Annotated in this window: 24 protein-coding genes; 19 read left to right on the top strand and 5 right to left on the bottom strand. The window is 61.1% G+C overall.

The window, feature by feature from the left end:
• Positions 1-5: 5 nt before the first annotated feature.
• The 11 genes from QZM35_RS16665 to QZM35_RS16615 all read left to right on the top strand — a co-directional run bounded on the left by QZM35_RS16665 (position 6) and on the right by QZM35_RS16615 (position 12604).
• The gene (locus tag QZM35_RS16665; protein ID WP_059584433.1) at positions 6-470 is read left to right on the top strand and encodes a DcrB-related protein; all 465 of its coding nucleotides are present in this window, start codon (positions 6-8) and stop codon (positions 468-470) included.
• Entirely contained in the window at positions 467-4792 is a 4326-nt protein-coding gene (locus tag QZM35_RS16660; RefSeq protein ID WP_301776402.1) for an RHS repeat-associated core domain-containing protein, read from the top strand. The genes QZM35_RS16665 and QZM35_RS16660 overlap by 4 nt, the downstream gene beginning before the upstream one ends.
• Positions 4793-5172: 380 nt before the next feature.
• Positions 5173-6291, top strand: a complete 1119-nt coding sequence (locus tag QZM35_RS16655) for an RHS repeat domain-containing protein (RefSeq protein WP_301776401.1) — start codon at positions 5173-5175, stop codon at positions 6289-6291.
• 15 nt (positions 6292-6306) lie between these two features.
• Positions 6307-6807 (top strand): SMI1/KNR4 family protein, encoded by a 501-nt coding sequence (locus tag QZM35_RS16650; RefSeq protein WP_301776400.1) that lies wholly within the window; start codon positions 6307-6309, stop codon positions 6805-6807.
• A gap of 275 nt (positions 6808-7082) precedes the next feature.
• The gene (locus QZM35_RS16645; protein WP_367620790.1) at positions 7083-7589 is read left to right on the top strand and encodes an RHS repeat-associated core domain-containing protein; all 507 of its coding nucleotides are present in this window, start codon (positions 7083-7085) and stop codon (positions 7587-7589) included.
• A complete protein-coding gene (locus tag QZM35_RS16640) occupies positions 7590-7856 on the top strand; it encodes a MafI family immunity protein (RefSeq protein ID WP_174973713.1) in 267 nt (88 codons plus the stop codon). It begins immediately after the preceding gene.
• 81 nt (positions 7857-7937) lie between these two features.
• Positions 7938-9404, top strand: a complete 1467-nt coding sequence (locus QZM35_RS16635) for an RHS repeat domain-containing protein (RefSeq protein ID WP_301776399.1) — start codon at positions 7938-7940, stop codon at positions 9402-9404.
• A 506-nt stretch (positions 9405-9910) separates the two neighbouring features.
• Positions 9911-10921 carry an RHS repeat-associated core domain-containing protein gene (locus QZM35_RS16630; protein WP_301776398.1) on the top strand — a complete coding sequence of 337 codons (1011 nt, stop codon included), beginning with the start codon at positions 9911-9913 and terminating at the stop codon, positions 10919-10921.
• Between the two features lie 10 nt (positions 10922-10931).
• Positions 10932-11411, top strand: coding sequence for an SMI1/KNR4 family protein (locus QZM35_RS16625; RefSeq protein ID WP_089433087.1), 480 nt, complete (start codon positions 10932-10934; stop codon positions 11409-11411).
• Between the two features lie 126 nt (positions 11412-11537).
• Positions 11538-12101, top strand: coding sequence for a hypothetical protein (locus QZM35_RS16620; protein WP_124578458.1), 564 nt, complete (start codon positions 11538-11540; stop codon positions 12099-12101).
• Positions 12102-12268: 167 nt separating this feature from the next.
• Positions 12269-12604, top strand: coding sequence for a hypothetical protein (locus QZM35_RS16615; RefSeq protein ID WP_124578456.1), 336 nt, complete (start codon positions 12269-12271; stop codon positions 12602-12604).
• A gap of 257 nt (positions 12605-12861) precedes the next feature.
• Here QZM35_RS16615 and QZM35_RS16610 read toward each other — a convergent pair whose 3' ends face one another.
• Complete coding sequence (locus tag QZM35_RS16610) at positions 12862-13485, bottom strand: hypothetical protein (protein WP_089426903.1); 624 nt, start codon at positions 13483-13485, stop codon at positions 12862-12864.
• Positions 13486-14297: 812 nt separating this feature from the next.
• Between QZM35_RS16610 and QZM35_RS16605 the strand changes: the two genes are divergently transcribed.
• From QZM35_RS16605 to QZM35_RS16585, 5 genes are all read left to right on the top strand, one after another.
• Positions 14298-15413, top strand: coding sequence for a branched-chain amino acid ABC transporter substrate-binding protein (locus QZM35_RS16605; RefSeq protein ID WP_174973705.1), 1116 nt, complete (start codon positions 14298-14300; stop codon positions 15411-15413).
• A 182-nt stretch (positions 15414-15595) separates the two neighbouring features.
• The gene (gene livH, locus QZM35_RS16600) at positions 15596-16522 is read left to right on the top strand and encodes a high-affinity branched-chain amino acid ABC transporter permease LivH (protein ID WP_041493199.1); all 927 of its coding nucleotides are present in this window, start codon (positions 15596-15598) and stop codon (positions 16520-16522) included.
• A gap of 11 nt (positions 16523-16533) precedes the next feature.
• A complete protein-coding gene (locus QZM35_RS16595; RefSeq protein ID WP_301776397.1) occupies positions 16534-17805 on the top strand; it encodes a high-affinity branched-chain amino acid ABC transporter permease LivM in 1272 nt (423 codons plus the stop codon).
• A complete protein-coding gene (gene livG / locus QZM35_RS16590; RefSeq protein WP_069252315.1) occupies positions 17802-18575 on the top strand; it encodes a high-affinity branched-chain amino acid ABC transporter ATP-binding protein LivG in 774 nt (257 codons plus the stop codon). Before QZM35_RS16595 ends, livG begins: the two co-directional genes overlap by 4 nt.
• Positions 18575-19276: an ABC transporter ATP-binding protein gene (locus QZM35_RS16585; protein ID WP_039366289.1), complete on the top strand. Its 702-nt coding sequence runs from the start codon at positions 18575-18577 to the stop codon at positions 19274-19276. Before livG ends, QZM35_RS16585 begins: the two co-directional genes overlap by 1 nt.
• 81 nt (positions 19277-19357) lie before the next feature.
• Here QZM35_RS16585 and QZM35_RS16580 read toward each other — a convergent pair whose 3' ends face one another.
• Positions 19358-20209 carry a LysR substrate-binding domain-containing protein gene (locus QZM35_RS16580; RefSeq protein WP_089433083.1) on the bottom strand — a complete coding sequence of 284 codons (852 nt, stop codon included), beginning with the start codon at positions 20207-20209 and terminating at the stop codon, positions 19358-19360.
• A gap of 393 nt (positions 20210-20602) precedes the next feature.
• On the opposite strand from QZM35_RS16580, the gene QZM35_RS16575 reads away from it, so the two are divergent.
• Together QZM35_RS16575 and QZM35_RS16570 are read left to right on the top strand one after the other, a co-directional pair.
• Entirely contained in the window at positions 20603-21526 is a 924-nt protein-coding gene (locus QZM35_RS16575; RefSeq protein WP_089426907.1) for a DMT family transporter, read from the top strand.
• 66 nt (positions 21527-21592) lie between these two features.
• On the top strand, positions 21593-21943 hold the full coding sequence (locus QZM35_RS16570) for a VOC family protein (protein WP_089426908.1): 351 nt from the start codon (positions 21593-21595) through the stop codon (positions 21941-21943).
• 192 nt (positions 21944-22135) lie between these two features.
• On the opposite strand, the gene QZM35_RS16565 is transcribed toward QZM35_RS16570, so the two are convergent.
• From QZM35_RS16565 to QZM35_RS16555, 3 genes are all read right to left on the bottom strand, one after another.
• Positions 22136-22543: a DUF2000 domain-containing protein gene (locus QZM35_RS16565; protein ID WP_174973700.1), complete on the bottom strand. Its 408-nt coding sequence runs from the start codon at positions 22541-22543 to the stop codon at positions 22136-22138.
• Positions 22544-22587: 44 nt separating this feature from the next.
• Positions 22588-23445: an AraC family transcriptional regulator gene (locus QZM35_RS16560; RefSeq protein ID WP_301776396.1), complete on the bottom strand. Its 858-nt coding sequence runs from the start codon at positions 23443-23445 to the stop codon at positions 22588-22590.
• 72 nt (positions 23446-23517) lie between these two features.
• Positions 23518-24495, bottom strand: coding sequence for an AraC family transcriptional regulator (locus QZM35_RS16555; RefSeq protein WP_089426911.1), 978 nt, complete (start codon positions 24493-24495; stop codon positions 23518-23520).
• 45 nt (positions 24496-24540) lie between these two features.
• On the opposite strand from QZM35_RS16555, the gene QZM35_RS16550 reads away from it, so the two are divergent.
• Positions 24541-25290, top strand: a complete 750-nt coding sequence (locus QZM35_RS16550; protein WP_089426912.1) for an SDR family oxidoreductase — start codon at positions 24541-24543, stop codon at positions 25288-25290.
• Positions 25291-25316 lie beyond the last annotated feature (26 nt).

The following is a 25316-nucleotide window of genomic DNA, read 5'->3' as shown; positions in this document are numbered from 1 at the left end:
CAGCCATGCACTACGCAATCCATGAAGGCACATTCGAGCTGCCCGACGCGGCGCTCGATCGCACCGTCAATATGCTGATTCTTCCCGTCGGCCCGGGCGGGCTGAGCCTCGTCGTGTCCCGCGGCCGGCTGCGCGAGCAGGAGTCGATCGATGCGTTCGTCGAGCGCGAATGGGCGCAGGCGTCGCGCACCGCGCAGAATCTGAACGTGCAGTCGAGACGCCCGGTGACGGTCGGGCGAGCGGAATGCCCCGGCGTGCAAACGGAATCGACGCATGAACAGGACGGCCGCACCTTTCACCAGATGCAGACGGCGTTTCGGCTCGATGCCGGCGGGCAGGTGATCGTGATGACATTGACCAATGCAGCGCCGCTCAACGACGAACAACGTGCGCTCGCCGCGCGCATGCTGGAGAGCTTCCAGCCGCGCCCGGTTGCGCCCACGCTGGTTTCGGATGCCGGCCGCCCATGAGTCAGCCGGCCGCTCGTAAGGACGATCCCTTTACCCACACGACGCTCGCGGGCGACCTGCTCGGCATGGGCGGGTCGCTGCTGGGCGGCCTAGGGATCGGATGGGCGCTGACCACGATAGCGGAAGGCCTCGTGTTCGGTGCATTGGGTGCGCTCGAAATCGGCACCGGCGGGCTGGCGACGCCGATCGTGCTGGCGATCGGTGTCGGCGTGGCCGCCTACATGCAAGGCTCGGGTCTCAACGACAAGATCGATGAGGCCGCGAAGGGGCTTGGCAATGCCATTTCTCCGCCCGAGGAGAAGGGCACGATCCAGAACGGCTCGCCCGATGTGTTCGTCAACGGGAAGCCGGCCGCACGCGCGGCCGACGGCGCGGACATGGATCCGGTTCTGTGCAGCGATCACCCCGGTCCGCAATTCGTCGCGCAAGGGTCGGACGTGGTGTTCATCAACGATCTGCCGGCGGCGCGCGTTGACGACAAGACCACCTGTGACGGCACGATCTCGAAGGGCTCGCCGGATGTTTTCTTCGGCGGCGGCACGAAGACCGTGCGCGACATCAGTGCAGCGCGGCCGTGGGTCGCCGGACTCGGCGCGGCGATCGGTATCGCGCTTGCGCTCTGTGGTCGAGGCAAGGGAAGCTGGGGCGATTTCGTCAAGGGCAAGTTGCCGTGTCTCGCGATGAATTTCGCGGCCGGCCTATTCGGCACATGGCTCGGCAGCAAGATGCAGCCGTCGGCCGGCCATCCGGTCAACGTGATCACCGGCGGCAAGATTCTCGACGGCAGCGACGATACGGACTTCGTGTTGCCGGGCCCGCTGCCGATCGTCTGGCGGCGTTTTTACAGCAGCCACGACGATCGCGCCGATGGCCTGTTCGGGGCCGGCTGGAGCGTGCCGATCAGTGTCGAGTTGAGGTTGGCGCGAGAGAACGGCGTCGTCACGTCGATCACGTACTGGGACGAACAGGGGCGCGATATCGAGTTCCCGGCGGTGCCGCCGGGTGGGAGTCATTTCAGCGTGCCGGAAGGCATTTACCTGATTTGTACGGCTGGCGGTCACTATGTGGTCGAAACGGTCGATGGTGTGTATCGCGATTTCGGCCGCGCGGGCAGCGATGCCGACAGCGAGACGCTCAAGCTACGGCGGCTGGAGGATCGCAACGGCAACTGGATCGAGGTCGAGCAGGAATCGGCAGATGAGGTCGTGCGGCCGGTGCGGTTGTATGACAGCGCAGGTCGCGTGCTGACGCTGGGTTACGAGAAACCGCATCTTCGACGCATTGCCACGATCGAACTGACGCGTGGCGTGGACGGTGAACAACCCGACACGCTGGTGCGTTATGCGTACAACGACGCCGGCCAACTCGTGACCGTGACCGATCGCAGCGGCCACACCGGGCGACGGTTCGCCTACGAGCATGGGTTGATGGTCCAGCACACGCTGCCCGGCGGCTTGAACTGCTTTTATGCGTGGCAGGGTGTCGGCCGCGACGCGCGTGTCGTGCGCCATTGGACCGACGACGGCGAGGCGTACACGTTCGACGCAGACCTCGTGCAGCGTTCGGTGACGATCACCGACCAGATCGGACGCGTGACGCAATGGACGTGGAACGAGGATCAGCAGCCGACGCGCTACACGGATGCCGAAGGGCATGTCTGGCAGCTCGAATGGAATACGATGCGGCAGCTGGTGAGCACGACCGACCCGGCGGGCCATGTCACTCGCTTCGAGTACGACGAGCGCGGGCGGCAGACGCAGCGCATCGACGCGCTCGGCCAGGTCGAGCGGACAGAATGGAACGGACACTACGATTTGCCTGTTGCGGAAATCGATCCGACCAACGCCCGATGGATCTATCGTTACGACGCGCGCGGCAACCTGACGATGGCGCGCGATCCGGCGGGTTTCGCGACCGAGTATTACCGGGACGAGCGCGGGCTCGTGCATACGATTCGCGATGCGCGCGGCGGGTACAAGTTCCTCGAATGGAATGGCCGGGCGCAGTTGACCTCGTATACCGATTGTTCCGGCAAGGTCACACGGTTTGCGTATGACGCACGCGGTGCGCTCGCGCGGGTGACCGATGCGGCCGGGCAGGCCACCGTTTACGAAACGGATGCGATGGGGCGGGTTACGGGGATCGGGACGGCTGATGGTGCGCGTCAGATGTTCCGTTACGACGCGGCCGGAAGGCTGATTGAGGTCATCGATCCGAACCAGCGCAGCACGCGCTATGAACTCAATCCGCGTGGATTGCTCTTGTCGCGGACGGATGCGGCGGGCCGAGTCGTGCAGTTCGGCTATGACGACGCGTTCCGGTTGGCGAGCCTGACCAACGAGAACCATGAGACGTATCGCTTTCAGTACGACCGTCGCGATCTCGTTTCCGCGCAGATCGGTCTCGATGGCCACAAGCGTACGTACGAGTACGACGTGTGCGGTCAAGGAACGATCGTACGCGATGGGCGGCTCGAGACGCGATACGAGCGCGATGCGATCGGGCGATTGACGGCGAAACAAGCCGCGCACGAGCGTTGCGAATACCTGTATGACGAGGCCGGCCGGATCACATCGGCCGAGTTGTACACGCTTGCCGCTCGTGGACCATCGTTGAAGAATCGGGTCAGCCTGAAGTACGACAAGCGTGGAGATGTCGTCGAGGAATACACGCCGACTGGCTGGCTCGCGCACACGTACGACGAGCTTGGCAATCGTGTCAGCACGACGATTTCCGGCGAGCGCACGATCGACTGGCTGCATTATGGGTCCGGACACGTGCACCAGATTCGTTTCGACGGTGCCGCGGTTGCGGACATCGAACGGGACGATCTGCATCGCGAGGTGCTACGGACGCAGGGCAAGCTGACGAGCCACTTCGGATATGACGCGGTGGGGCGCCGCGCGCGGCAAAGTGCGCAGCGCGGCGCGGCGGGCAGCGAGTTGCTTGCGAAGCAGTGGCAATACGATGCAGCAGGCGACGTGATCCAGAAGCGCGATCAGCGTTACGGCACGACGAGCTATCGGTATGACCCGACAGGGCGTATCGAACAGGCGGCAGGGCCGGGGTTGCCGTCGGAAGTATTTCGCTGGGATGCGGCGGCCAACCTGGTGTCGAGCGATCATCCGGGCGGGTATGTCGAGCACAACCGGCTCAAGATGTTCGAGGACAAGCGGTTCGAGTACGACACGTATGGGCGGCTCGTTCGCAAGCGCAGTGGGCATGGCCCGGCTAAAGAGCTCACGCTTGAATACGACGATTGGAACCAGCTCAAGACAGTCGTGACGAAGGACCGGCTTGGGATCGCGACGACGCATTTCGAGTACGACGCGTTTGGCCGGCGGATCCGGAAGCTCAATGGCAGTTATGCGAGTACGGATTTCCTGTGGGACGGCATGCGGTTGGTGCAGGAGACGTATCACGACCGTCAGGGCGAGGAAGCGCTGACGTACTTGTACGAGTCCAATAGTTATGTGCCGCTTGCCCGGATCGATCAAGGGAAGGCAGCGGCTAACGATGCGGATGGACGGGACGCGGTTTATTACTTCCACAATGATGTTTCGGGGTTGCCGGAGGAATTGACTGACGCTGGTGGCGAGCTGGTTTGGCAGGCGCGCTACAAGGTGTGGGGCAATGCGGTGCAGGAGGAGTGGGTTGCGCGGGTGTCGCAGCGGCCGACAGCGGTGTGGGGAGAGGTTCAAGCGGCAGTGTCAGCGCCGGCGCACGCACCGCGACCGCAGAACCTGCGCTTCCAAGGGCAGTATTTGGACCGTGAAACAGGGCTGCACTACAACACGTTCCGGTTCTATGATCCGGATATCGGGCGGTTCATCACGCAGGATCCCATTGGGCTTGCTGGTGGCATCAATCTCCACATGTATGCGCCGAATCCCGTAAGCTGGATTGACCCGTGGGGCTTGAGGTGCGGGCCGGGCGAGGCAACAGGAGCTGGGCGAAAAGTGACGCCCGGAAGATGGCTACGTGGTACCCATGGGAATGCTGGCGCCTTTCCTGAGTCGATTGCAAAAAAGATGAAGGGACGCTCTTTTAGAGATTTTGATCATTTCAGATCAGAATTTTGGAAGGAGGTTTCAATGGACCCTGATCTGAGTGGTCAGTTCTCGAAGTCCAACGTTTCGAGAATGACAAATGGATTGGCTCCAAAGGCGTCGATTACTCAGAGTGTGGGTAAGAATACCTCGTATGTGATTCATCATATAGAACCGATTCAGCATGGTGGGGGTGTCTATGATATGGATAACTTGCGTATTGTAACGCCCCGATATCACGCTGAAGTGCTGGATCCTTCGTATCATTATTGAGAGGTTGAAATATGAATAGGGATGAGTTGATTGTTCTGGTTGGGAGGATGCGAGAATCAAATTACTCCTCCGACGAGGAGGCTGAGAATGATATTGAAATTCTTAATAAAAGTGTTCTTGATCCTTATGCAATTGATTACATTTTTCAAAAAGAATACGAAGATATGTCACTTGACGAAATTGTGGACAAAATCCTCTCATATAAGCCGATACAATTGTGATCCGTGTAGCTGAAGTTTGTGGGAATTTTATTCGATATGATGCAAGTAATAGGATACGAATGCTCTGAGAGTGATGACAGGTTTCGGTGAAAATCACGAGACTACTACTTCGTCCACGAAGTCGGGATTACACCACGCGATCACCCGGGCGGCTACGTCGTGCGCAAAGGGCTCAAGGTGTTCGAGGACAAGCGGTTCGAGTACGACACGTATGGGCGGCTCGTTCGCAAGCGCAGTGGGCATGGCCCGGCTAAAGAGCTCACGCTTGAATACGACGACTGGAACCAGCTCAAGACAGTCGTGACGAAGGACCGGCTCGGGATCGCGACGACGCATTTCGAGTACGACGCGTTTGGCCGGCGGATCCGGAAGCTCAATGGCAGTTATGCGAGTACGGATTTCCTGTGGGACGGCATGCGGTTGGTGCAGGAGACGTATCACGACCGTCAGGGCGAGGAAGCGCTGACGTACTTGTACGAGTCCAATAGTTATGTGCCGCTTGCCCGGATCGATCAAGGGAAGGCAGCGGCCAATGATGCGGATGTGCGGGATGCGGTTTATTACTTCCACAATGATGTATCGGGGTTGCCGGAGGAACTGACTGACGCTGGTGGCGAGCTGGTTTGGCAGGCGCGCTACAAGGTGTGGGGCAATGCGGTGCAGGAGGAGTGGATTGCGCGGGTGCCGCAGAGGCCGGCAGCTGCCTGGGGTCAAGTGTCGGTGGCCGCGCCGACATCGATACATGCACCGCGACCGCAGAACTTGCGCTTCCAGGGGCAGTATCTGGACCGCGAGACCGGACTGCACTACAACACCTTCCGGTTCTACGATCCGGATATTGGTCGATTCATCAACCCTGATCCGATCGGGTTGATGGGAGGGGTGAACTTCTATGCGTATGCACCCAACTCGCTTGGATGGGTTGATCCGCTGGGACTCTCCTGTGGAGAAACGCCTCGAGCCAAACCGTCAAACTCGAGTTTGGCCAGTCGTATTCGCGGTATGCTCAATTTGTATCCGGAGGTAGTGGACCCGAGAACAGGACGTAGTATCCCTTTCCCCAGCGGAATAGGAGGGAAAGTTCCTGTTGCGGATCGGGTTTCGTGGGGCGCGACCGAGCGAGGAAATTTCATTAAGGAATGGTACGACCGAGGATATTTAACGCCTCGAGGGGGATGGGCTGAGTACGATATACATCATATTCAACCTAGGGAATTTGGTGCCAGTTCAGCGGAAAAGCCATCAGGAATTGTTCAATGCATTCTGGAGAGATTTTGACGGATTATGAATAAATTGAGTATTCTTGTTGGAAAAATAAAATCGGATTGGTCCGTTTCGAGAAGGGCTGTTCATTTTGGTCAGGAGTGTCCATTTTTATTGAGATCCGATTTTTCTGATGGCATCGCTGGTGATGTGGCGATGGGTGGAATTCCGGATTCTGCGTGTGAGCTTACGCAGTTTTGGAAAATATCCGAGCGAGCAGATTTATTCAAGGATGATGAGTATGGACAGTGGGGTGTTGAGATATTGTCGCCTCAAGAGGCAATAGAAGAAACGGCGAAGCAAAATCAGATAAGGGGGCGGGAGTTTCTGGATGGTGATATTGTGTTCACCCGTTTTTATGGGGATTCCGACTTGCTTCTGATGGATTCCGTTGGTGCCGTTTACGTCGCTTTACCTTTGGATCATAGAGGCGACTGGCCGAAAGTGGCGGATTCTTTTGAGGATTTTTTGGAGAAGTTGGCGAACTCGCAGGGGGCCAAATATTGGGAGCCGCCAAAGGGAAGTCGCTAATTTGGGCGAGGCGATATCGCATGTAATGCATCAGCGTTGCATACCTGTACGACGAGGCAGGCCGAATCACGTCGGCCGAGCTGTACACGCTTGCGGCCCGAGGACCATCGCTGAAGAATCGGGTCAGCCTGAAGTACGACAAGCGCGGAGAAGTCGTCGAGGAATACACGCCGACCGGCTGGCTCGCACACACTTACGACGAACTTGGCAATCGTGTCAGCACGACGATTTCCGGCGAGCGCACGATCGACTGGCTGCATTATGGGTCCGGACACGTGCACCAGATTCGCTTCGACGGTGCTGTGGTTGCGGACATCTACGATCCTGATACTGGACGCTATATCAGCCCGGATCCGATCAAGTTGGTCGGTGGAACTAACCTATATCAATACGCTAATAGTAATCCGATAAACTGGGTTGATCCGCTTGGGTTGTTCGGATGTGATCCCAAAGCACGTAAGCACATTCTTTATGGTGATAGTCCTACCAGCGGTGGGCATATGTGGCCCGGTAATCCGGGGAAAACCGTATTTCCGGAATCTTGGAATGCGACAAAGATAATTTCGGAGGTCGATGGTATTGTTAATTCCCCGAGCACTAAATGGTATGCCCAGACAGGAACTGGGGGAGCTCTAACTAAGGCAGGGGAGCGGGCCACATGGGTGTCTTGGGAAGTTCGAGATGGCGTGCAAATTCGCACAGTTTATCAGCCGGCTATCGGTAGGATAGTGACGGCGTTCCCTGATAGTGGACCTATTCCGATTTTGCCGGAGGCGAAGTAAATGAAGGATTTGGAGAGATTGAGGGTGCTTGGAGGAAGATTTAAGAATCGTCTTCCGGATCAGGATATAAGTTTTTCTTTGGGGTACATCGATTTTAATGAGGCTCCTTTGGCGCTTGATGCTTTGTGCAATTATATTTGTGAGCATGATGTTGAGGTGTCGAGAGAAGAGTATGGTGAGATAGTTTCTCTGAATGAGATTTTTGGTTCTCCTCTTGGAAAGAAAATAATTTCATATTTGAAAAATCTAATTTCTGAGGATCGTTGACGGCTGTTTAAATGAATTTAAACAGAAGTTGACCAGCACAACGATTTCGGCGAGCGCACGCTGCACTATGGTTCTGGGCACGTGCACCAGATTCGTTTCGACGGTGCTGCGGTTGCGGACATCGAACGGGACGATCTGCATCGTGAGGTGCTGCGGACGCAGGGCAAGCTGACGAGTCACTTCGGATATGACGCGGTGGGGCGCCGCGCGCGGCAAAGTGCGCAGCGCGGCGCGGCGGGCAGCGAGTTGCTTGCGAAGCAGTGGCAATACGATGCCGCTGGCGACGTGATCCAGAAGCGCGATCAGCGTTACGGCACGACGAGCTATCGGTATGACCCGACGGGGCGTATCGAACAGGCGGCAGGGCCGGGGTTGCCGTCGGAAGTATTTCGCTGGGATGCGGCGGCCAACCTGGTGTCGAGCGATCATCCGGGCGGGTATGTCGAGCACAACCGGCTCAAGATGTTCGAGGACAAGCGGTTCGAGTACGACACGTATGGGCGGCTCGTTCGCAAGCGCAGTGGGCATGGCCCGGCTAAAGAGCTCACGCTTGAATACGACGATTGGAACCAGCTCAAGACAGTCGTGACGAAGGACCGGCTCGGGATTGCGACAACGCATTTCGAGTACGACGCGTTTGGCCGGCGGATCCGGAAGCTTAATGGCAGTTATGCGAGTACGGATTTCCTGTGGGACGGCATGCGGTTGGTGCAGGAGACGTATCACGACCGTCAGGGCGAAGAAGCGCTGACGTACTTGTACGAGTCCAATAGTTATGTGCCGCTTGCCCGGATCGATCAGGGGAAGGCGGCGGCCAATGATGCGGATGTGCGGGATGCGGTTTATTACTTCCACAACGATGTATCGGGATTGCCGGAGGAACTGACCGACGCGGGTGGCGAGCTGGTTTGGCAGGCGCGCTATAAGGTGTGGGGCAATGCGGTGCAGGAGGAGTGGATTGCGCGGATGCCGCAGCGGCCGACAGCGGTGTGGGGCCAGACGCAAGAAGCTGCGCTGCCGTCGGCCCAAGTACCAAGACCACAGAACCTGCGCTTCCAAGGGCAGTATCTGGACCGCGAGACCGGACTGCACTACAACACGTTCCGGTTCTATGATCCGGATATTGGTCGATTTATTACACAAGACCCTATTGGTCTGAATGGTGGCGTAAACCTATATCAGTACACACCTAACTCACTGACATGGATTGATCCTCTTGGGTTAATGGTTTTGTATCGGTCCATGAGTCTTGATGAGTATAGTGGGCTTATGGAATCCGGTAAATGGACTATTAATGGCAATATGGAAGGGAAGTGGTTTGCTGAGTCTTACCAGGATGCGGTCAGGTGGGGTAATACGATGGGACATGGCGAGGGGGCTTTTAGAGTGGTGCAAGTAGACGTGCCTGATGATATAGCAGGAAAACTGCACAAGGATCCACACCTCGATGGAATTGGGCCTGCACGATATGCTGAGATAGAAGATCTTAATAATCCGAGATCAAGGGTCACTTGGAGTAAAGAGGTTAATTATTCTGGCTGTAGGTAAGGATTGGAGGTGTCAAGTGCATTCCGTTAGAGTGGTTTGGGTTTCTGAGGCGAAGGGGGGGAGGAAAGAGCCTCCCGCGGCAGGAAAATATTATTCTGTGTCTCGATTTTCTGAGGATGTTAATTGGCAAAATAATGCGTGGAGTGTTGTTTTTGATTTGGGTGATCCTTTTGAGTCAAATGAAGGAATGGTGAGTCTTGGTGAGGTTGATTTTCTTGTGGATAATGCCCCGAAGGAGCGAATGATAAATCATAAAACATTTGATATTTATGAGGGTCCCAAGAAGGTCGCGGAGGTAACTATACTTGATTAATGTAAATTAAGAAGAATGCATCGTGCGGGCACAGCGGAAAATGGCGCTGTGCTGGAGGGGCATATGTCACCACGTCCACAGTGCCCGTGCGTCGTGGCCATAGATCCGGTGGCTGGTTCACAAGCTCAGTGGGCATGGCCCGGCTAAAGAGATCACGCTTGAATACGACGATTGGAACCGGCTCAAGACAGTCGTGACGAAGGACCGGCTCGGGATCGCGACGACGCATTTCGAGTACGACGCGTTTGGCCGGCGGATCCGGAAGCTCAATGGCAGTTATGCGAGTACGGATTTCCTGTGGGACGGCATGCGGTTGGTGCAGGAGACGTATCACGACCGTCAGGGCGAGGAAGCGCTGACGTACTTGTACGAGTCCAATAGTTATGTGCCGCTTGCCCGGATCGATCACGGCAAGGCAGCGGCCAATGATGCGGATGTGCGGGATGCGGTTTATTACTTCCACAACGATGTATCGGGGTTGCCGGAGGAACTGACTGACGCTGGTGGCGAGCTGGTTTGGCAGGCGCGCTACAAGGTGTGGGGCAATGCGGTGCAGGAGGAGTGGATCGCGCGGGCACCGCAGCGGCCGACAGCGGTGTGGGGAGAGGTTCAAGCGGCGGCGTCAGCGCCGGCGCACGCACCGCGACCGCAGAACCTGCGCTTCCAAGGGCAGTATCTGGACCGTGAAACGGGGCTGCACTACAACACGTTCCGGTTCTACGATCCGGATATCGGGCGGTTCATCAATCCCGACCCGATCGGCCTGCTAGGTGGAACGAACCTCTACCGATACGCACCGAATCCGATCCAATGGATCGATCCGTGGGGATGGGCTTACCAAGGCGTCGATTTTTCTGGCAGTCCCAATCTGTTTCCGGCGACGGAAGGCCAGCGGAATATCGTAGAGATCACCATGCAGGGATCGAGATCGAGAGACTTTGTTCAGGCATTCAAAGAAGCGAATATTTCAAAGGCTGATGCCACCGGCTATACGTGGCACCATCTGAACGACTTCAATCCTGAGACGGGGCGCACGACGATGCAACTGGTCGAAACGCACGCACATATCGACACTTTCCCGCATGCGGGTTCGGCGGATCAATTTGCAAAGCATTTTGGCGTTGCATACGATTCCGCCGAGGCCGTACGGGTCGCCCAAGAGCAGGGATGGTTGAAGGGGCGTAGTCCCAAACGAGGATGCTAACGGAGGAAGTATGAAGCAAAATGAGTTCTCGAAGTGTGGACCCGCAATTGACCGATCGGGCATAGAGAAGCTCGAGAGCGATTTAGGCGTCCAGCTACCGGAAGCGATGAAGGGGCACTACCTGAAGTTCAATGGTGGCATGCCAGTTCTCGACTGGTTTCCAATGGAGGATGATTGGGAGCCGATATGGATCCATGAATTCCTTCCTATCGGAACGCAGGACGCTAGCAAGCCTAACGTTCAAAGCATTTATGCGCGAGTCGCGGGTCAGGGAGGATACCCTCGAACCTTTGTTCCATTTGCCACTGATCCTGGCGGTAATCTTTTCTGTATCGACACTGATAGCGGTGCCGTACATTATTGGTTGACCGACACCTACGACGAAATGTTGACGGACTTGGAGAATCGCCAGAAAGCTGATCGGCGTCTGACTGATTCATTTGACCAATTCATCAGCTCGCTCGTTTCTGAAGACGAGGCATTCGGCTAGCGTTCGGTCCTGCGAAGCGATGGCAATCCACGGCTGGGCGAACATTTGTAAGAAAGTTGAAACTGATCAAGCTCGCCAAGTCGCTGACCGGCCGCACCTTTCACCAGATGCCATTAGGAAGTGAGTATGTTCGATATCGAGTCACATAAAAAATATCTCGAATCAGTTCTTGCTGCTGGAAAGCTCGATAACCTTGCTCGTTTTGGTGTTTGGTGCTGTATTGGACTTACGCACGATGATTCAATATTCGAATTCCTTGCTACACATGCAGGAAGTGCAGGCGCACAGATCAGACAGAGAGTCGGCGACTACCTGGATCAAGTGTGGAACGGAAACGAAAACTCCAATCCGCTAAGTGATCTGGAGCAGGTGGACTGGGATCCTGATGCAGTCGAAATGGAAGACGACGCTGCGGCCCAGGGGGCGACTGATTTGCTGGCGGGGCTATCCTTTTTGGCTCAATGGTGTACTGGGCACAATGTTGAACGATTGGTTGCATGCGCCGAGGTTCTGATAAATCGGATTGACTACTTGGAAAGTTTCGAGTTGATTGGTGGGCATGCGATGAATCCGGTTGAAAATGAAATGAACGCACAGAAGAACTTTGCCAGGGATCTTGTAGCAGGAATCTTGTCCGATCAGGACAAGAGGAAATATCACGAGTGGCTATTCAATCTCGGAACACCTTGAACAACAAACCTGTGCAGCGAGCGTTGTAAATAGCGGCGGTGTGCTGCGGGAGTATCGCCGGGACTCTATGCAAGTCCTGCAGAGGATGTGATGCACCCGCTGCCATAGGCACCGGCACCGCGGGGGCAATGTGAGGACAAGGAGACGGGTCACATCTTGGAACCTCCTTGGTTGAAGAGAAGAGGTCACGTGATGTTTTGAAGCGCGTAAATAAAGCGGATCGGTTGCTTATGAGGAAAGAATATTTCTGTTCCAGAACAGAGTTTCCATGTGGCCTCGGAGAGATTTTCACGGAATTTGTTGATGGTGTCGCGACGCGCCAGATTAGTCGACCTGACAATGGATCTGTCTACGCGTCGTCATCCCGGCACGATTGGAATCCTGATATTGGTTTTTTGCTATTTGACGGGATGAAGGACGAGCTTGAAATCTCACCACATGACGAAATCAACGAGGAGGATTTCGAGCGCGCCTGGAATGCTGCCGTGGGAAACGTTTCTTAACGACATAGGAAATGTGGGATACCCGTGAAAATCACCCTCCCTCAGGTCGCGCAAGTCTTATTCGTGTCCGAAGATCGGTGGAATGTGGCTAATCGATGATGCATGTTTTGTGTCGGGCGCGATGTGCAGATCCTGATTGGATGGGCAGGCTGATCATCACGCAACTGTAAGGGCCAACGTCGCACGATACGGTCGCGCTGTGCGAAGTCGCGCACCGTGCCGAGTAGGGCAGCCACAGCCGGCCTCCCCCAAACACCTCACCAACCGATATTGCAAGACGACCGCGACGTCCCCGCACCACCGGTAGCCGTGCACTTCGTCCCCGCGCCGTTGTCATAAAACGTCCGCGTTTCCGGCTGCGGCACCGAAGGATCGAACGGATTCGGCGCGCCATGCGGACCGCGCGGCGCATCGTACGGCCGCTGCGGCGCATACGAACCGCCACTACCAGCAGGCCGCGATCCGTTAGCGCGCAGGTATTCATTCCAGTTCTCCGCGCGCTGTTCATATCCAGGCACCGCGCGACCAAAACTATCCTTCCCACCCGCACCAATCGCCACGCGGTTCGAGGGCAATACCAAATCGGGCTCGTGCTCAACCGACGGCGTCGGCACCACAAGCGCATCGCTCGTCACCCGCAACGGCCGCGTATCAGGCGTATCGAACGGACCGCGCTCCGCCGGTGCTGCGTACTCCAGGCGACTGTGGCCCATCCGCGCCGCATGCCCGTCATCTCGAGCCGCAGCCCGACGCTCTGACCGAAACACATTGGCACCCACCGACCGATCGGTCAGCGAATCGCGTCCGGAAGCATCGGCGGTAGAAACAGAAAGCGCACACGCGATCGCGGTGGCGGAAGAGAGGCAGAAAGGGTGATTCATCAGCGTTCCGAAGCAGGTGATATGCGATGAGAAAAAAACGGCAGATCACTGGCTGGCGGCTGGGCGACGGACGGGCGTCGAAGCGGCCCTGAAGCGACTGCGAGGCGCTGCGTACGCGACTCACAGGAAGGCTGGCTGGATTGCAGAAGCGAATTCGTATTATTTCATAAAAATAACAACTAGCTTCCAAGTGTTTAGTTTTGTTTGTAAACAGTAGGATTGACCGCTTCGACCGACCGCCCCGAGTTGGTGCCCACCAAAGCAATCATCAGTTGATTGATTTTCGGCGATCAGACCCTTAGCAGCCCGAAAACGCGCCGCACGAAATCCAAGATCGCCGAAAGCCAAGCGCAGCAAGGCAACCACCCGATCCGACTCATCCAATAGCAACCCAATTGCACCCCTGGCAAACGTTCTTGCCCCTCACGCGGTTGCGCCCCCATCGCCACCCCCACCGCCAAAACCCTCCGTGTTTTCCCTCGGTCGACCGGCATTTTTGACAGACGATTTAAAAACGCCCATATAATTTCGACTGCCTTGCCAATGGCTGTCGGACCATCCCTCCGAACGAGCGATTTGGCAAGCGGGGCAGGCGAAACGCTTGCGCAATGCAAGACGCATCACGATGTCTTTCCGAACCAGACGTCCCCTTCGGGGACTGCAAGAGCCGGGCCCCGCTACGCAACATTCCGCCGGAGTTCCGTCTTCTATGTGTCTCGGGCGTGTCCCATGTCCTCGCCCCGGGTGCTGTTCGATTGCGCAAGTCATGCCGCCTTTGCCCGTATGACTAAACAACATCGAGGAGCTCCCAGATGACGCTGTCCCGTCTTACGTCCATTTCCGTCGCCGTGCTGTTCGCCGCCGGCGCCGCCGCCGCGCAAGCGGAAACCGTGAAGATCGCCATCGCAGGTCCGATGAGCGGTTCGGTCGCCCAATACGGCGACATGGTGAAGGCCGGCGCGCTGACCGCGATCGAGCAGGTCAACGCTGCAGGCGGTGCGGGCGGCAACAAGCTTGAAGTCGTGATGATGGACGATGCATGCGAACCGAAGCAGGCCGTCGCCGTCGCCAACAAGATCGTCAGCCAGAAGATCAAGTACGTGATCGGCCACGTGTGCTCGGGTTCGACGATCCCGGCCTCCGACATCTACGAGAACGAAGGCATCGTGATGGTCACGCCGTCGGCCACCGCGCCGCAACTGACGGAAGGCAAGAAGCGCCACTTCATCTTCCGCACGATCGGCCGTGACGACCAGCAAGGCCCGGCCGCCGCGCACTACATCATCAACAACGTGAAGCCGAAGAAGGTCGCGGTCCTGCACGACAAGCAGTCGTACGGCCAGGGCATCGCATCGTCGGTGAAGAAGGACCTCGAAGCCGCGAAGATTCCGGTCGTGCTGTTCGAAGGCATCAACGCCGGCGATTCGGACTACTCGGCGATCATCACGAAGCTGAAGTCGCAAGGCGTCGACTTCGTCTACTTCGGCGGCTACCACCCGGAAATGGGCCTGCTGATGCGCCAGGCGCGCGAGCAGGGCGTGAAGGCCACCTTCATGGGGCCTGAAGGCGTGGGCAACAAGGACGTGACGGCGATCGCCGGCCCGGCCTCGGAAGGCATGCTCGTCACGCTGCCGGCCGACTTCTCGGCCGATCCGGCCAACGCGGCGCTCGTGAAGGCGTTCGCGGACAAGAAGCGCGACCCGAACGGCCCGTTCCAGATGCCGTCGTACGCCGCGGTGAAGATCATCGCCGACTCGATCGCCGGAGCGAAGACGACCGACCCGACCAAGGTTGCCGCGTACATGCACAAGACGACGTTCGACACGCCGATCGGCAAGGTCGCGTATGACGCACAGGGCGACCTGAAGGCGTTCAAGTTCGTCGTGTACACGTGGCACAAGGACGCGACGAAGACCGCCGCCAAGTAAGACGGAGTACCCGCCCGCGCATTCCGCCCTGTCCGAGACCCGGACGGGGCGGGTGCGTATTGGCCGCGCATCTGCCCATTGCGCGGCCATGGGGCGGCCCGAGACGACACCGTGCGTTGCGCGCGGCCACGCCGTGATCCGGCGACGGCAGGCGACACGACGCCAACGGGAGCTTCCCGCACATGACTGACTTCTTTCCCCAATTCGCCCAGCAGCTGGTCAACGGCCTGACGCTGGGTGCGATCTATGCGCTGATCGCCATCGGCTATTCGATGGTCTACGGCATCATCGGCATGATCAACTTCGCCCACGGCGAGATCTACATGATCGGCGCGTACGTGGGCCTCGTGACCCTCACTGCCATCGGCATTTCCGCCGGCTATCCGCTGCCGCTGGTGCTCGGCGCCGCGCTGATCGTGTCGGTGATCGTCACCGGCCTGTACGGTTTCGCGGTCGAGCGCGTCGCGTATCGGCCGCTGCGCGGCGGCCCGCGCCTCGTGCCGTTGATCTCCGCGATCGGCATGTCGATCTTCCTGCAGAACTACGTGCAGATCGGCCAGGGTGCGCGCGACGTGTCCGTGCCCGTGCTGATCTCCGGCGCATTCGACATTCACCTCGGTGGCGACTTCGACGTGACCATCCCGTATTCGCGCCTGATGATCGTCTGCGTGACGCTCGTGCTGATGATCGCGCTCACGCTGTTCATCTCGCATTCGCGGATGGGCCGGGCGTGCCGCGCGTGCGCCGAGGACATGAAGATGGCGAACCTGCTCGGCATCGACACGAACCGCGTGATCTCGTTCACGTTCGTGCTCGGCGCGATGCTGGCGGCCGTCGGCGGCGTGCTGATCGGGCTGACGATCGGCAAGCTGAACCCGTATATCGGCTTCGTCGCGGGCATCAAGGCGTTCACCGCCGCGGTGCTCGGCGGGATCGGCAGCATCCCGGGCGCGATGCTCGGCGGCGTGCTGCTCGGCCTCGCGGAAACCTTCGCCGCAGGCTACATGCCGGCCGAGTACAAGGACGTCGTCGCGTTCGGCCTGCTCGTGCTGATCCTGCTCTTCCGCCCGACCGGCCTGCTCGGCAAGTCGGACATCGAAAAGGTTTGAGGGAGACGCAGATGAGTCAAGTCATTTCCGTTCGCCGCCCGGCCGCCGACGCTTCGATCGGCCAGGCGCTGAAAAATGCCGTGGCCGCCGCGTTCCTGACGGCGATCCTCACGATCCCGGTGCTCGGGCTGCAGCTGAAGCTCGAAGGCTACCAGGTGGTGCTCACGCCGCACTGGCGGCCGGTGTGGATCGCGGTCGCGGGCGTGTTCCTGTTCCAGCTGTTCAAGCCGTGGCTCGTGCGCGCGAAATCGTCGGTGAAGCTGCCGGCGATGCCCGCGATGGGCGCGCAGCAGCAGCGTGTGATCGTCTGGGTGCTGCTCGCGGTCGGGCTCGTGTGGCCGTTCTTCGGCTCGCGCGGCGCGGTGGACGTCGCGACGCTCGCGCTGATCTACGTGATCCTCGGCCTCGGGCTGAACATCGTGGTCGGTTTCGCGGGGCTGCTCGATCTCGGCTATGTCGGGTTCTATGCGGTCGGCGGCTATACGTACGCGATGCTGAACCAGTACTTCGGGCTGTCGTTCTGGGAATGCCTGCCGCTCGCCGCGATCGCGGCCGCGACGTTCGGCTTCCTGCTCGGCTTCCCGGTGCTGCGGCTGCGCGGCGACTATCTCGCGATCGTCACGCTCGGCTTCGGCGAAATCATCCGCCTGCTCGCGAACAACCTGACGAGCCTGACGGGCGGCCCGGACGGCATCTCGGGCATTCCGAAACCGACGGTGTTCGGCTTCGAGATGGCGCGCAGCGCGAGCGTCGAAGGCGCGAAGACCTTCCATGAACTGATCGGGCTGGAATACAGCGGCGACCATGTGGTGATCTTCCTGTACCTGCTCGCGCTCGTGCTGGTCGGCTTCACGCTGTTCGTGACGAGCCGCCTGATCCGCATGCCGATGGGCCGTGCGTGGGAAGCGCTGCGCGACGACGAGATCGCATGCCGTTCGCTGGGCCTGAACCCGACGCGCATCAAGCTGTCGGCGTTCACGCTCGGCGCGGCGTTCGCCGGTATCGGCGGCGCGTTCTTCGCGGCGCGCCAGGGCCTCGTGAATCCTGAATCGTTCACCTTCATCGAATCGGCGCTGATCCTCGCGATCGTCGTGCTCGGCGGGATGGGCTCGCAGCTCGGCGTGATTCTCGCGGCGATCCTGCTGACCGTGCTGCCGGAAGTCGCGCGCGGCTTCGCCGAGTACCGGATGCTGATCTTCGGTCTCGTGATGGTGTTGATGATGATGTGGCGTCCGCAGGGCCTGCTGCCCGCGAGCCGTCCCCACGTGGAGCTGCCGCAATGAGCGCGAATACGGAACTGTTGAAGGTCGCCGGGCTGCAGATGCGCTTCGGCGGGTTGCTCGCGGTGGACGGGATCGATTTCGACGTGCGTCGCGATGAGGTGTTCGCGATCATCGGGCCGAACGGCGCGGGCAAGACCACGGTGTTCAACTGCGTCGGCGGCTTCTACAAGCCGACCGGCGGCGACGTCGTGCTCGACGGCCACGCGATTGGCGGGCTGCCGAGCCACAAGATCGCGTTGAAGGGCCTCGTGCGGACGTTCCAGAACATCCGCCTGTTCAAGTCGCTGACCGTCGTCGAGAACCTGCTCGTCGCGCAGCACCGCAAGGTGAAGGCGGGGCTGCTGCCCGGCCTGTTCTCGACGCCCGCGTATCGCCGTGCCGAGAAGGAAGCGCTCGAACGCGCGGCCGTGTGGCTCGACCGGATGGGGCTGACGTCGGTCGCCAACCGGCCGGCGGGCACGCTGTCGTACGGGCACCAGCGGCGCCTGGAGATCGCGCGCTGCATGATCACCGAGCCGCGCCTCCTGATGCTCGACGAGCCGGCGGCCGGCCTCAACCCGCAGGAGAAGATCGAGCTGCAGCACCTGATCGACAAGCTGCGCCGCGAGTTCGGCGTATCGGTGCTGCTGATCGAACACGACATGAGCCTCGTGATGGGCGTGTCCGACCGCATCCTCGTGATGGAGCACGGCCGGCCGATCGTGATCGGCACGCCGGAAGCGGTCCGCAACGACCCGCGCGTGATCAAGGCGTATCTGGGGGAAGAGTGATGCTGAAGCTGGAACAGGTCCATACGCACTACGGCGCGGTCGAGGCGCTCGCGGGCGTGTCGATCGAGGTGAACAAGGGCGAGATCGTTACGCTGATCGGCAGCAACGGCGCCGGCAAGACGACGCTGATGATGACCGTGTGCGGCACGCCGCGCGCGTCGTCGGGCCGCGTGCTGTTCGAGGGCAAGGACATCACCGCGATGTCGACGCACCAGATCATGCGGCAGGGGATGGCGATCTCGCCGGAAGGGCGGCGCGTGTTCCCGAGCCTGACAGTGCTCGAGAACCTGAAGATGGGCGGCTTCTTCGCGAGCCGCCACGAGATCGACGACGGCATCGAGCACGTGTTCAAGCTGTTTCCGCGCCTGAAGGAACGGGCGACGCAGCGGGCCGGCACGATGTCGGGCGGCGAACAGCAGATGCTGGCGATCGGCCGCGCGCTGATGAGCAAGCCGCGCCTGCTGCTGCTCGATGAGCCGACGCTCGGCCTCGCGCCGCTCGTGATCGCGCAGATCTTCGACATCATCCGCACGATCCGCGACGAAGGCGTCACGGTGTTCCTCGTCGAGCAGAACGCGAACAAGGCGCTGGGTGTGGCCGATCGCGGCTACGTGCTCGAAACGGGGCGCGTCGTGCTCGCCGATACGGGCGCGAACCTGCTCGCGAACGATCGCATCAAGCAGGCCTACCTCGGCGGTTGATGCCGAACGCCGCCGGCCTGCAACGGGCCGGCGGCGCGTCCTCTTTGCTTTCTCGTGCAAGGCCGGTTCCCGGCCTTGTCTTCATCCGATCCGGAACGTGCTTTTCAGAACGTCGCGCAGATGCAGCGCGGCGCGATTGCTGTCGTCCGTCAGGATGGTGATCAGGTGCGGCGGAAGATCGGGCAGCACGATCCCGGCGACGTGGCTCGTCAGGTTGCCGGACACGCGATCGTGTTCGATGAGGCCGACCGCGAGGCCATTTGCGATACACGCCTCGACCGCCGGCGAACTGGCGCTCTCGAGCAGCATCCGGTGCGGGATCTTAGCCTTCTTCAGCGCGTTCAGCGCGGTGTCGCGGTACGGGCAGCCCTGCAGTTGCACGGCGATCGGCAGCGGCGCGTCGGGATTGAACTTGAAGGTTCGCGCGGCGACCCACACCGGATGGGTCTTGCTGAGCAGCTCGCCGTGCGGCGTCGCTTTCGGCACCACGGCGATCGTGATGTCCAGCTGGCCGCGCGCGAACAGCGACTGCAGCTCTTCGCTGGAGCGTGCTTCGACCGTCAGTTCGAGCAGCGGCCGGTCGGCGGCGAAGCGCGGCAGGAATTCCGCCATGAAGTGCGCGGCGTACGAATCGGGGATGCCGAGCCGCAGCTTGCCGGTCAGCATCTGCGGCGACAGCGATTCGACGAGCCGGTCGTGGCTCAGCAGAAACTCGGTGGTGTCGCTCAGCAGCTTGTGGCCGTACTGCGTGAGTTCGACGGCCTGGTTGTTCCGCGTGAACAGGCGCTGCGCGACCATCTCCTCGAGCTTCTGGATCTGCGCGGTGACCGACGACGGGCTGCGATTCACATGAGCGGCCGCATCCTTGAAGCGGCCGAGCTTCGCGACGGCGTGGAAGGTTCGCAGCAGGTCGACGTCCAGGGTGCGCGGCATGATTTGGTTTTTCCGAATCAGTGATTCAGGTAATGTCGATTGACGGAATTATTGAGCATCCCATATTCTCGGTCAACAGGCAGGCAACGGCACGGAACAGCGGGGCATGTGGCACGCCGACGGCACCCGCTCCGTGCGGAACATCGTGCCGTCGGATCGATCCGGCTACGACGGCGTAAACCTTCCGTTGTACGAATCGACTGCGGAAACGCTCGACCGCCACGATCGCGAACGCCGGCATTCCGCGCATCATCGTCAAAGGGCTGACGTTGCAGCGCGCCCTCCGGGACGACGCCGATCTGCAGTATCACCGCCTCGGGCTCGAACCGATTCGCCCCGGGGATCTGGCAGACCCGCGCCTGTCCCCGGCAACTTTCTGAGAGCCGTCGCCCCATGCAGCTATTCCTGCTCCAGCTCGTTTTCGTGTTGTCGTGGAGTTCCGGCTTCATCGGCGCCAAGCTCGGCGCGGAGACGGCCGGCGCGTTCAACCTGCTGTTCTGGCGGTTCCTGCTCGTCACGCTATGCCTCGCGATCGTTCTCAACCGGCAGCTCGCGCGCCTGACGTGGGAGAAGCTGCGCTATCACGCGGTGATCGGCTTCCTGTCGCAATTTCTTTACCTGGCCTGCGTGTATGTCGCGATTCAACATGGCCTGCCGCCCGGCATTGCCGCGATCGTCGCCGCGATGCAGCCGCTCATCACGGCCGCGATGACGTCGCTCGAAGGCAGCGAGCGCAGCGGGGCGCGCCAGTGGGCGGGGCTCGTCGTCGGCTTCGTCGGCGTGGGCATCGTGATCGGCGGGCAGTATGCGCTGCCGGCCGGGTCGGTCGGGCTCGTGATGTACCTGCTGCCGCTGGTGTCCGCGCTGGGGCTGTCGATCGCGACGATCTATCAGCGGCGCCGCGCGCTGACGGCCGCGCGCAGCAACGAGGATGGGCTGTTTCTGCCGCTGTTCGTGCAGGGCTGCGTGAGCCTCGTGCTGTTCGCGGTGTGCGGGATCGTCACGGGCGACCTGCACGTGCCGACCCAGCCGAACGTGTGGGTGTCCGTCGTGTGGCTGACCGTGTTCTCGACCTTCATCGCGTACCTGTCGTTGTGGGCGCTGCTCAAGCGGATGCCCGCGACGCGCGTGGCGACCCTCGTCTATCTCGAACCGCCCGTGACGCTGATGTGGGCCGCGTGGATGTTCGGTGACCGGATCGAGGTGACGACCTATCTCGGCATCGTGGTCGTCGCGATCGGCGTGTGGCTGGCCGGCAAGCACGTGGAACGGCCCGCGCGGGCGCGGCGGGAGAACATGGGGGCGGCCGGCCGTTGATGCACTGGTTGCGCGCGCGGTTCCGGTGTAGCGTCGCGGTACTGTCATGCTCCGCGAAGAAACCCGATGAAAGTCAAACGGATCGTCGCCAATATCGACACCCGGTCAGTCGACGACGCCAAGCGCTTCTACCAACGGATCTTCGGCCTCGACCTGCTGATGGACCACGGCTGGATCGCGACCTACGGCAATGCCGAGCAGATGGACGTGCAGATCAGCTTCGCATCGCAGGGCGGATCGGGCACGCCGACGCCCGATCTGTCGATCGAGGTCGACGACGTCGATGACGCACTCGCACGCGTGCTTGCGGCCGGGATTCCGGTCGAGTACGGCCCGGCTGACGAGCCGTGGGGCGTGCGGCGGTTCTATGTGCGCGATCCGTTCGGCAAGCTCGTCAACGTGCTTGCGCATCGCTGATTCCGAAATACATCGCGGTGAGCTGCGTCGTGCCCGGTCACGCCTGGGCGTGACGGGGGGCGTACCGAGCGACGTCAATGTGTAGCCGAATCGGCTTCGATCGTAGCCGGTTGTGCTACACCCGGGCAATTCGTTCGAATCGAGACAAAATCGGCAACGCGGGCCGCATGTTGTCGCCAGAACGCCAGTGCATCACGCATGCAACGCCAGCCCCTTCACGGCTTTTTCCACCGCCTTCTTCGGCCCGCGCAGCGCCAGCCCGACGAAGTCGAGGTTCTCCGCATCGCCGGCGCGAAACACGTCGCGGTTGGCCGCATCGTGCCCGGTCGAAAACATCGCATGCACGTAGGGCACGATCGTGAGCTCGCGCGACAGCGCCTGCCGGTGTGCGGCCTGCAGGCCGTTCAGGTCGGCCGCGAACACCAGCATCGGCTGGCCCAGCATGCGGCCGTAGCGGCGTCCCGCCGCATCCTCGTAAGGCTCGCCGAGCGCTTCGGGCGCTTCGGCCGCGACGCCCGTCGCGAGAAACGCGACGACATTGAGTTTCTGCCACGCGGCGAGATCGTTGCGCACGATCAGCGCGACCTTGGTATCGAACATGAGTGCTCCTTGTAGAGACGCTCATGATCGGCTGCCGCGCGCGATCAGTCTGGAACGTTTGTGCAGAGTTGCCGGTAAGCGGCCGGCGTGATCCGGTACGCGCGGCGGAACCAGCGGCCCAGGTGGCTCTGGTCGGCGAAGCCGACGTCCGCGGCCGCCTGCGCGGGCGTGCGGCCGGCCGCCAGCAGCCGGCGCGCGGCACGCAGCCGCAAGCGCACCAGGTACGCGTGCGGCGACGTGCCGAACGCACGCTGGAACAGCCGCGTCAGCCGGAACCGGTCGATCCCTGCTGCATGCGCGAGTTCATCGAGCCCGATGTTGTCGTCCATGTGTTCATGCAGCAGATCGCGCACGCGTGCGATCGCGGGCGGCACGACGGCGCTTTCCAGCACGAGCGGCCCGCGCAGTTCGCCGCCGAGCCGGATCAGCAGGCGGTCGAGCGTCTGGTCGCGCGCGAGCTTGCCTTCGTTGCCGTGGATCGCGAGAAACGCCTGGCGGATCGCGTCGACGAGGCCGCGATCGTCGACGAGCGTATGGCCGAACGACGCCTCGACGCCGCCGAGGCCCGGCAGGTCCAGCCGGCGCGCCGCGCGCTCGACCCACGCTTGCGGCAGGTACAGCATCCCGTAGGTGAAGCCGCCGGCTTCGGGCGCATGGCCATCGTGCAGCGCGCCCGGCTCGATCAGGATCGCACGGCCCGGCACGCTCGTGTGCACCGACCGGTGGCACTGGAATTGCTGGACGCCCTGTTCGGTGAAGCCGACCAGCATGTCGTCATGATCGTGCGCATCGTAGGCATGGCCGTTGAAATGCGCATGCAGGCTTTCGATGCCGGTTTCCGCATCGCGCCGCGCGACGAGCCAGTGGCCGTTTGTGTCGATGTGCTTCGCGGGTGTCGTCATCGGATGCGTCGCGCGTTGTCGTTGCGTGACGAATAGTGTACGCAGGTCGCGGGGCAGGGGGGCGGGTGCGCATCATGCTTCGTTTGCCGTCGCCTGTTCGTCGCGGGCGTATTGCGCGGGCGGCCGGCCGACGTGGCGTGTGAACGCGACGCTGAAGGTGCTCGCGGAACTGTAGCCCACGCGCCCCGCGATCTCGGCGATGCGGCCCTCGTTGCGGCGGAGCAGATTCTTCGCGAGCGCCATGCGCCACGTGAGCAGGTATTCCATCGGCGCGACGCCGACTGCGCGGCTGAAGCGTTCGAAGAAGGTCGAGCGCGACAGCGCGGCTTCCCTGGCGAGCTCGACGACCGTCCACGGGTGCGCGGGGCGTGCGTGCATCCCGCGGAGCGCGGCGGCGAGACGGCTATCGGCGAGCCCGCGCACGAGGCCGGGCGACGCATCCGTGCCGGCCGAGAATCGCAAGGCCTCGATCAGCAGCACTTCCACGAGTCGCGACAGCACGAGTTCGCGCGCGGGCCGCTGCGCACGCGATTCGTCTCGCACCAGTTGCACGAGCGTGGTCAGGCGCGGCTCGCCGCGCACGTGCACGTATTGCGGCAGTAGCGACACCAGCAGCGCAGCGTCGGGCGAACTGAAACTGCAATGGCCGGCCATCATGCGCGTGTCGACCGGGCGGTCCGCGTCGCCGATCCGGTATTCGCCGTTGTCGAGCACGACCGGGGCGGCCGTTTCGACACCCGGCGGCGGCAGTTCGAAGCTGGAGATCGACACGCCGTAGGCAGCCGGAATCAACACGAAATCGCCGGGCAGCAGCTCGATCGGCGGATGTCCGTCGATTGCGACGCGGCACCCGCCATCCAGGACCGCGCAATAGAACGGCTCGCCGGCGACCGTCCGGCTGATGCGCCAGGGGCTCGCGCCGTGAACCAGCTTGGAATACCGCGTGCTCGGCTGCAGCAGCGTCACGACCTCGGCTAACGGATCGATCATCGCCGGACTCTCGCAAATGAAAATCGGATTTTCGATTGTAGCGAATACGGATCCGGCCATCTATCGTACGAACACATGCTCAACACGTCACAGGAGTGAGTTCGCATGAAGACCGTATTGATCACCGGCTGTTCCTCCGGCTTCGGCCTCGAGATCGCCCGCTATTTCCTGGCCCGCGACTGGCAGGTCGTCGCGACGATGCGTACGCCGCGCGAGGGCGTGCTGCCGCCGTCGGCGAACCTGCGCGTGCTGGCGCTCGATGTCACGAACCCCGACAGCATCCGCGCGGCGATCGATGCCGCCGGCCCGATCGACGTGCTCGTCAACAATGCAGGTTTCGGCGCGGCCGCACCGGCCGAACTGATGCCGATCGACACCGTGCGCGCGCTGTTCGAGACCAACACGATCGGTACGATCGCGGTGACGGAAGCCGTGCTGCCGCAGTTGCGCCGGCGTGGGGCCGGCGTCGTCGTGAACGTCACGTCGAGCGTCACGCTGAAGGTGCTGCCGCTGCTTGCCGCCTATCGCGCCAGCAAGGCGGCGGTCAATGCGTACACCGAATCGATGGCGCTCGAACTCGCGCCGTTCGGCGTGCGTGCGCATCTCGTGCTGCCGGGGCGTGCGCCCGACACGCGTTTCGCCGACAACGCGCGCGCGCACATGCATGGCTTCGAGCACGAGGCTTATGCGGAATTTGCCGCGGCGGTCTTTGCGCGCATCGTCGACGAATCCGCGCCGGTCACCCACGCGCAGGACGTCGCCGAAGCGGTATGGCGCGCGGCGACCGATCCGTCGAGCCCGATGCGCATTCCGGCCGGCGCCGATGCCGTCGCGTGGGCGGCGGAAGCGGGCTGAGGCGGGCCGAGGCTCGTCGGCGCGCG

It is taken from the genome of Burkholderia sp. AU45274, assembly GCF_030482505.1.
In the GTDB taxonomy this organism is placed as follows: Bacteria; Pseudomonadota; Gammaproteobacteria; order Burkholderiales; family Burkholderiaceae; genus Burkholderia.
The sequence above is the reverse complement of the archived record's forward strand: the minus strand, read 5'-3'. Positions and strand labels throughout refer to the sequence as shown.

What these genes read in the sequence shown, in the direction of transcription:
- QZM35_RS16665 (WP_059584433.1), top strand. Translation starts at nt 6, where the DNA reads ATGCACTACGCAATCCATGAAGGCACATTCGAGCTGCCCGACGCGGCG.
- QZM35_RS16660 (WP_301776402.1), top strand. Translation starts at nt 467, where the DNA reads ATGAGTCAGCCGGCCGCTCGTAAGGACGATCCCTTTACCCACACGACG.
- QZM35_RS16640 (WP_174973713.1), top strand. Translation starts at nt 7,590, where the DNA reads ATGAAGGATTTGGAGAGATTGAGGGTGCTTGGAGGAAGATTTAAGAAT.
- QZM35_RS16625 (WP_089433087.1), top strand. Translation starts at nt 10,932, where the DNA reads ATGAAGCAAAATGAGTTCTCGAAGTGTGGACCCGCAATTGACCGATCG.
- QZM35_RS16620 (WP_124578458.1), top strand. Translation starts at nt 11,538, where the DNA reads ATGTTCGATATCGAGTCACATAAAAAATATCTCGAATCAGTTCTTGCT.
- QZM35_RS16610 (WP_089426903.1), bottom strand. Translation starts at nt 13,485, where the DNA reads ATGAATCACCCTTTCTGCCTCTCTTCCGCCACCGCGATCGCGTGTGCG.
- QZM35_RS16605 (WP_174973705.1), top strand. Translation starts at nt 14,298, where the DNA reads ATGACGCTGTCCCGTCTTACGTCCATTTCCGTCGCCGTGCTGTTCGCC.
- livH (WP_041493199.1), top strand. Translation starts at nt 15,596, where the DNA reads ATGACTGACTTCTTTCCCCAATTCGCCCAGCAGCTGGTCAACGGCCTG.
- QZM35_RS16595 (WP_301776397.1), top strand. Translation starts at nt 16,534, where the DNA reads ATGAGTCAAGTCATTTCCGTTCGCCGCCCGGCCGCCGACGCTTCGATC.
- livG (WP_069252315.1), top strand. Translation starts at nt 17,802, where the DNA reads ATGAGCGCGAATACGGAACTGTTGAAGGTCGCCGGGCTGCAGATGCGC.
- QZM35_RS16585 (WP_039366289.1), top strand. Translation starts at nt 18,575, where the DNA reads ATGCTGAAGCTGGAACAGGTCCATACGCACTACGGCGCGGTCGAGGCG.
- QZM35_RS16580 (WP_089433083.1), bottom strand. Translation starts at nt 20,209, where the DNA reads ATGCCGCGCACCCTGGACGTCGACCTGCTGCGAACCTTCCACGCCGTC.
- QZM35_RS16575 (WP_089426907.1), top strand. Translation starts at nt 20,603, where the DNA reads ATGCAGCTATTCCTGCTCCAGCTCGTTTTCGTGTTGTCGTGGAGTTCC.
- QZM35_RS16570 (WP_089426908.1), top strand. Translation starts at nt 21,593, where the DNA reads ATGAAAGTCAAACGGATCGTCGCCAATATCGACACCCGGTCAGTCGAC.
- QZM35_RS16565 (WP_174973700.1), bottom strand. Translation starts at nt 22,543, where the DNA reads ATGTTCGATACCAAGGTCGCGCTGATCGTGCGCAACGATCTCGCCGCG.
- QZM35_RS16560 (WP_301776396.1), bottom strand. Translation starts at nt 23,445, where the DNA reads ATGACGACACCCGCGAAGCACATCGACACAAACGGCCACTGGCTCGTC.
- QZM35_RS16555 (WP_089426911.1), bottom strand. Translation starts at nt 24,495, where the DNA reads ATGGCCGGATCCGTATTCGCTACAATCGAAAATCCGATTTTCATTTGC.
- QZM35_RS16550 (WP_089426912.1), top strand. Translation starts at nt 24,541, where the DNA reads ATGAAGACCGTATTGATCACCGGCTGTTCCTCCGGCTTCGGCCTCGAG.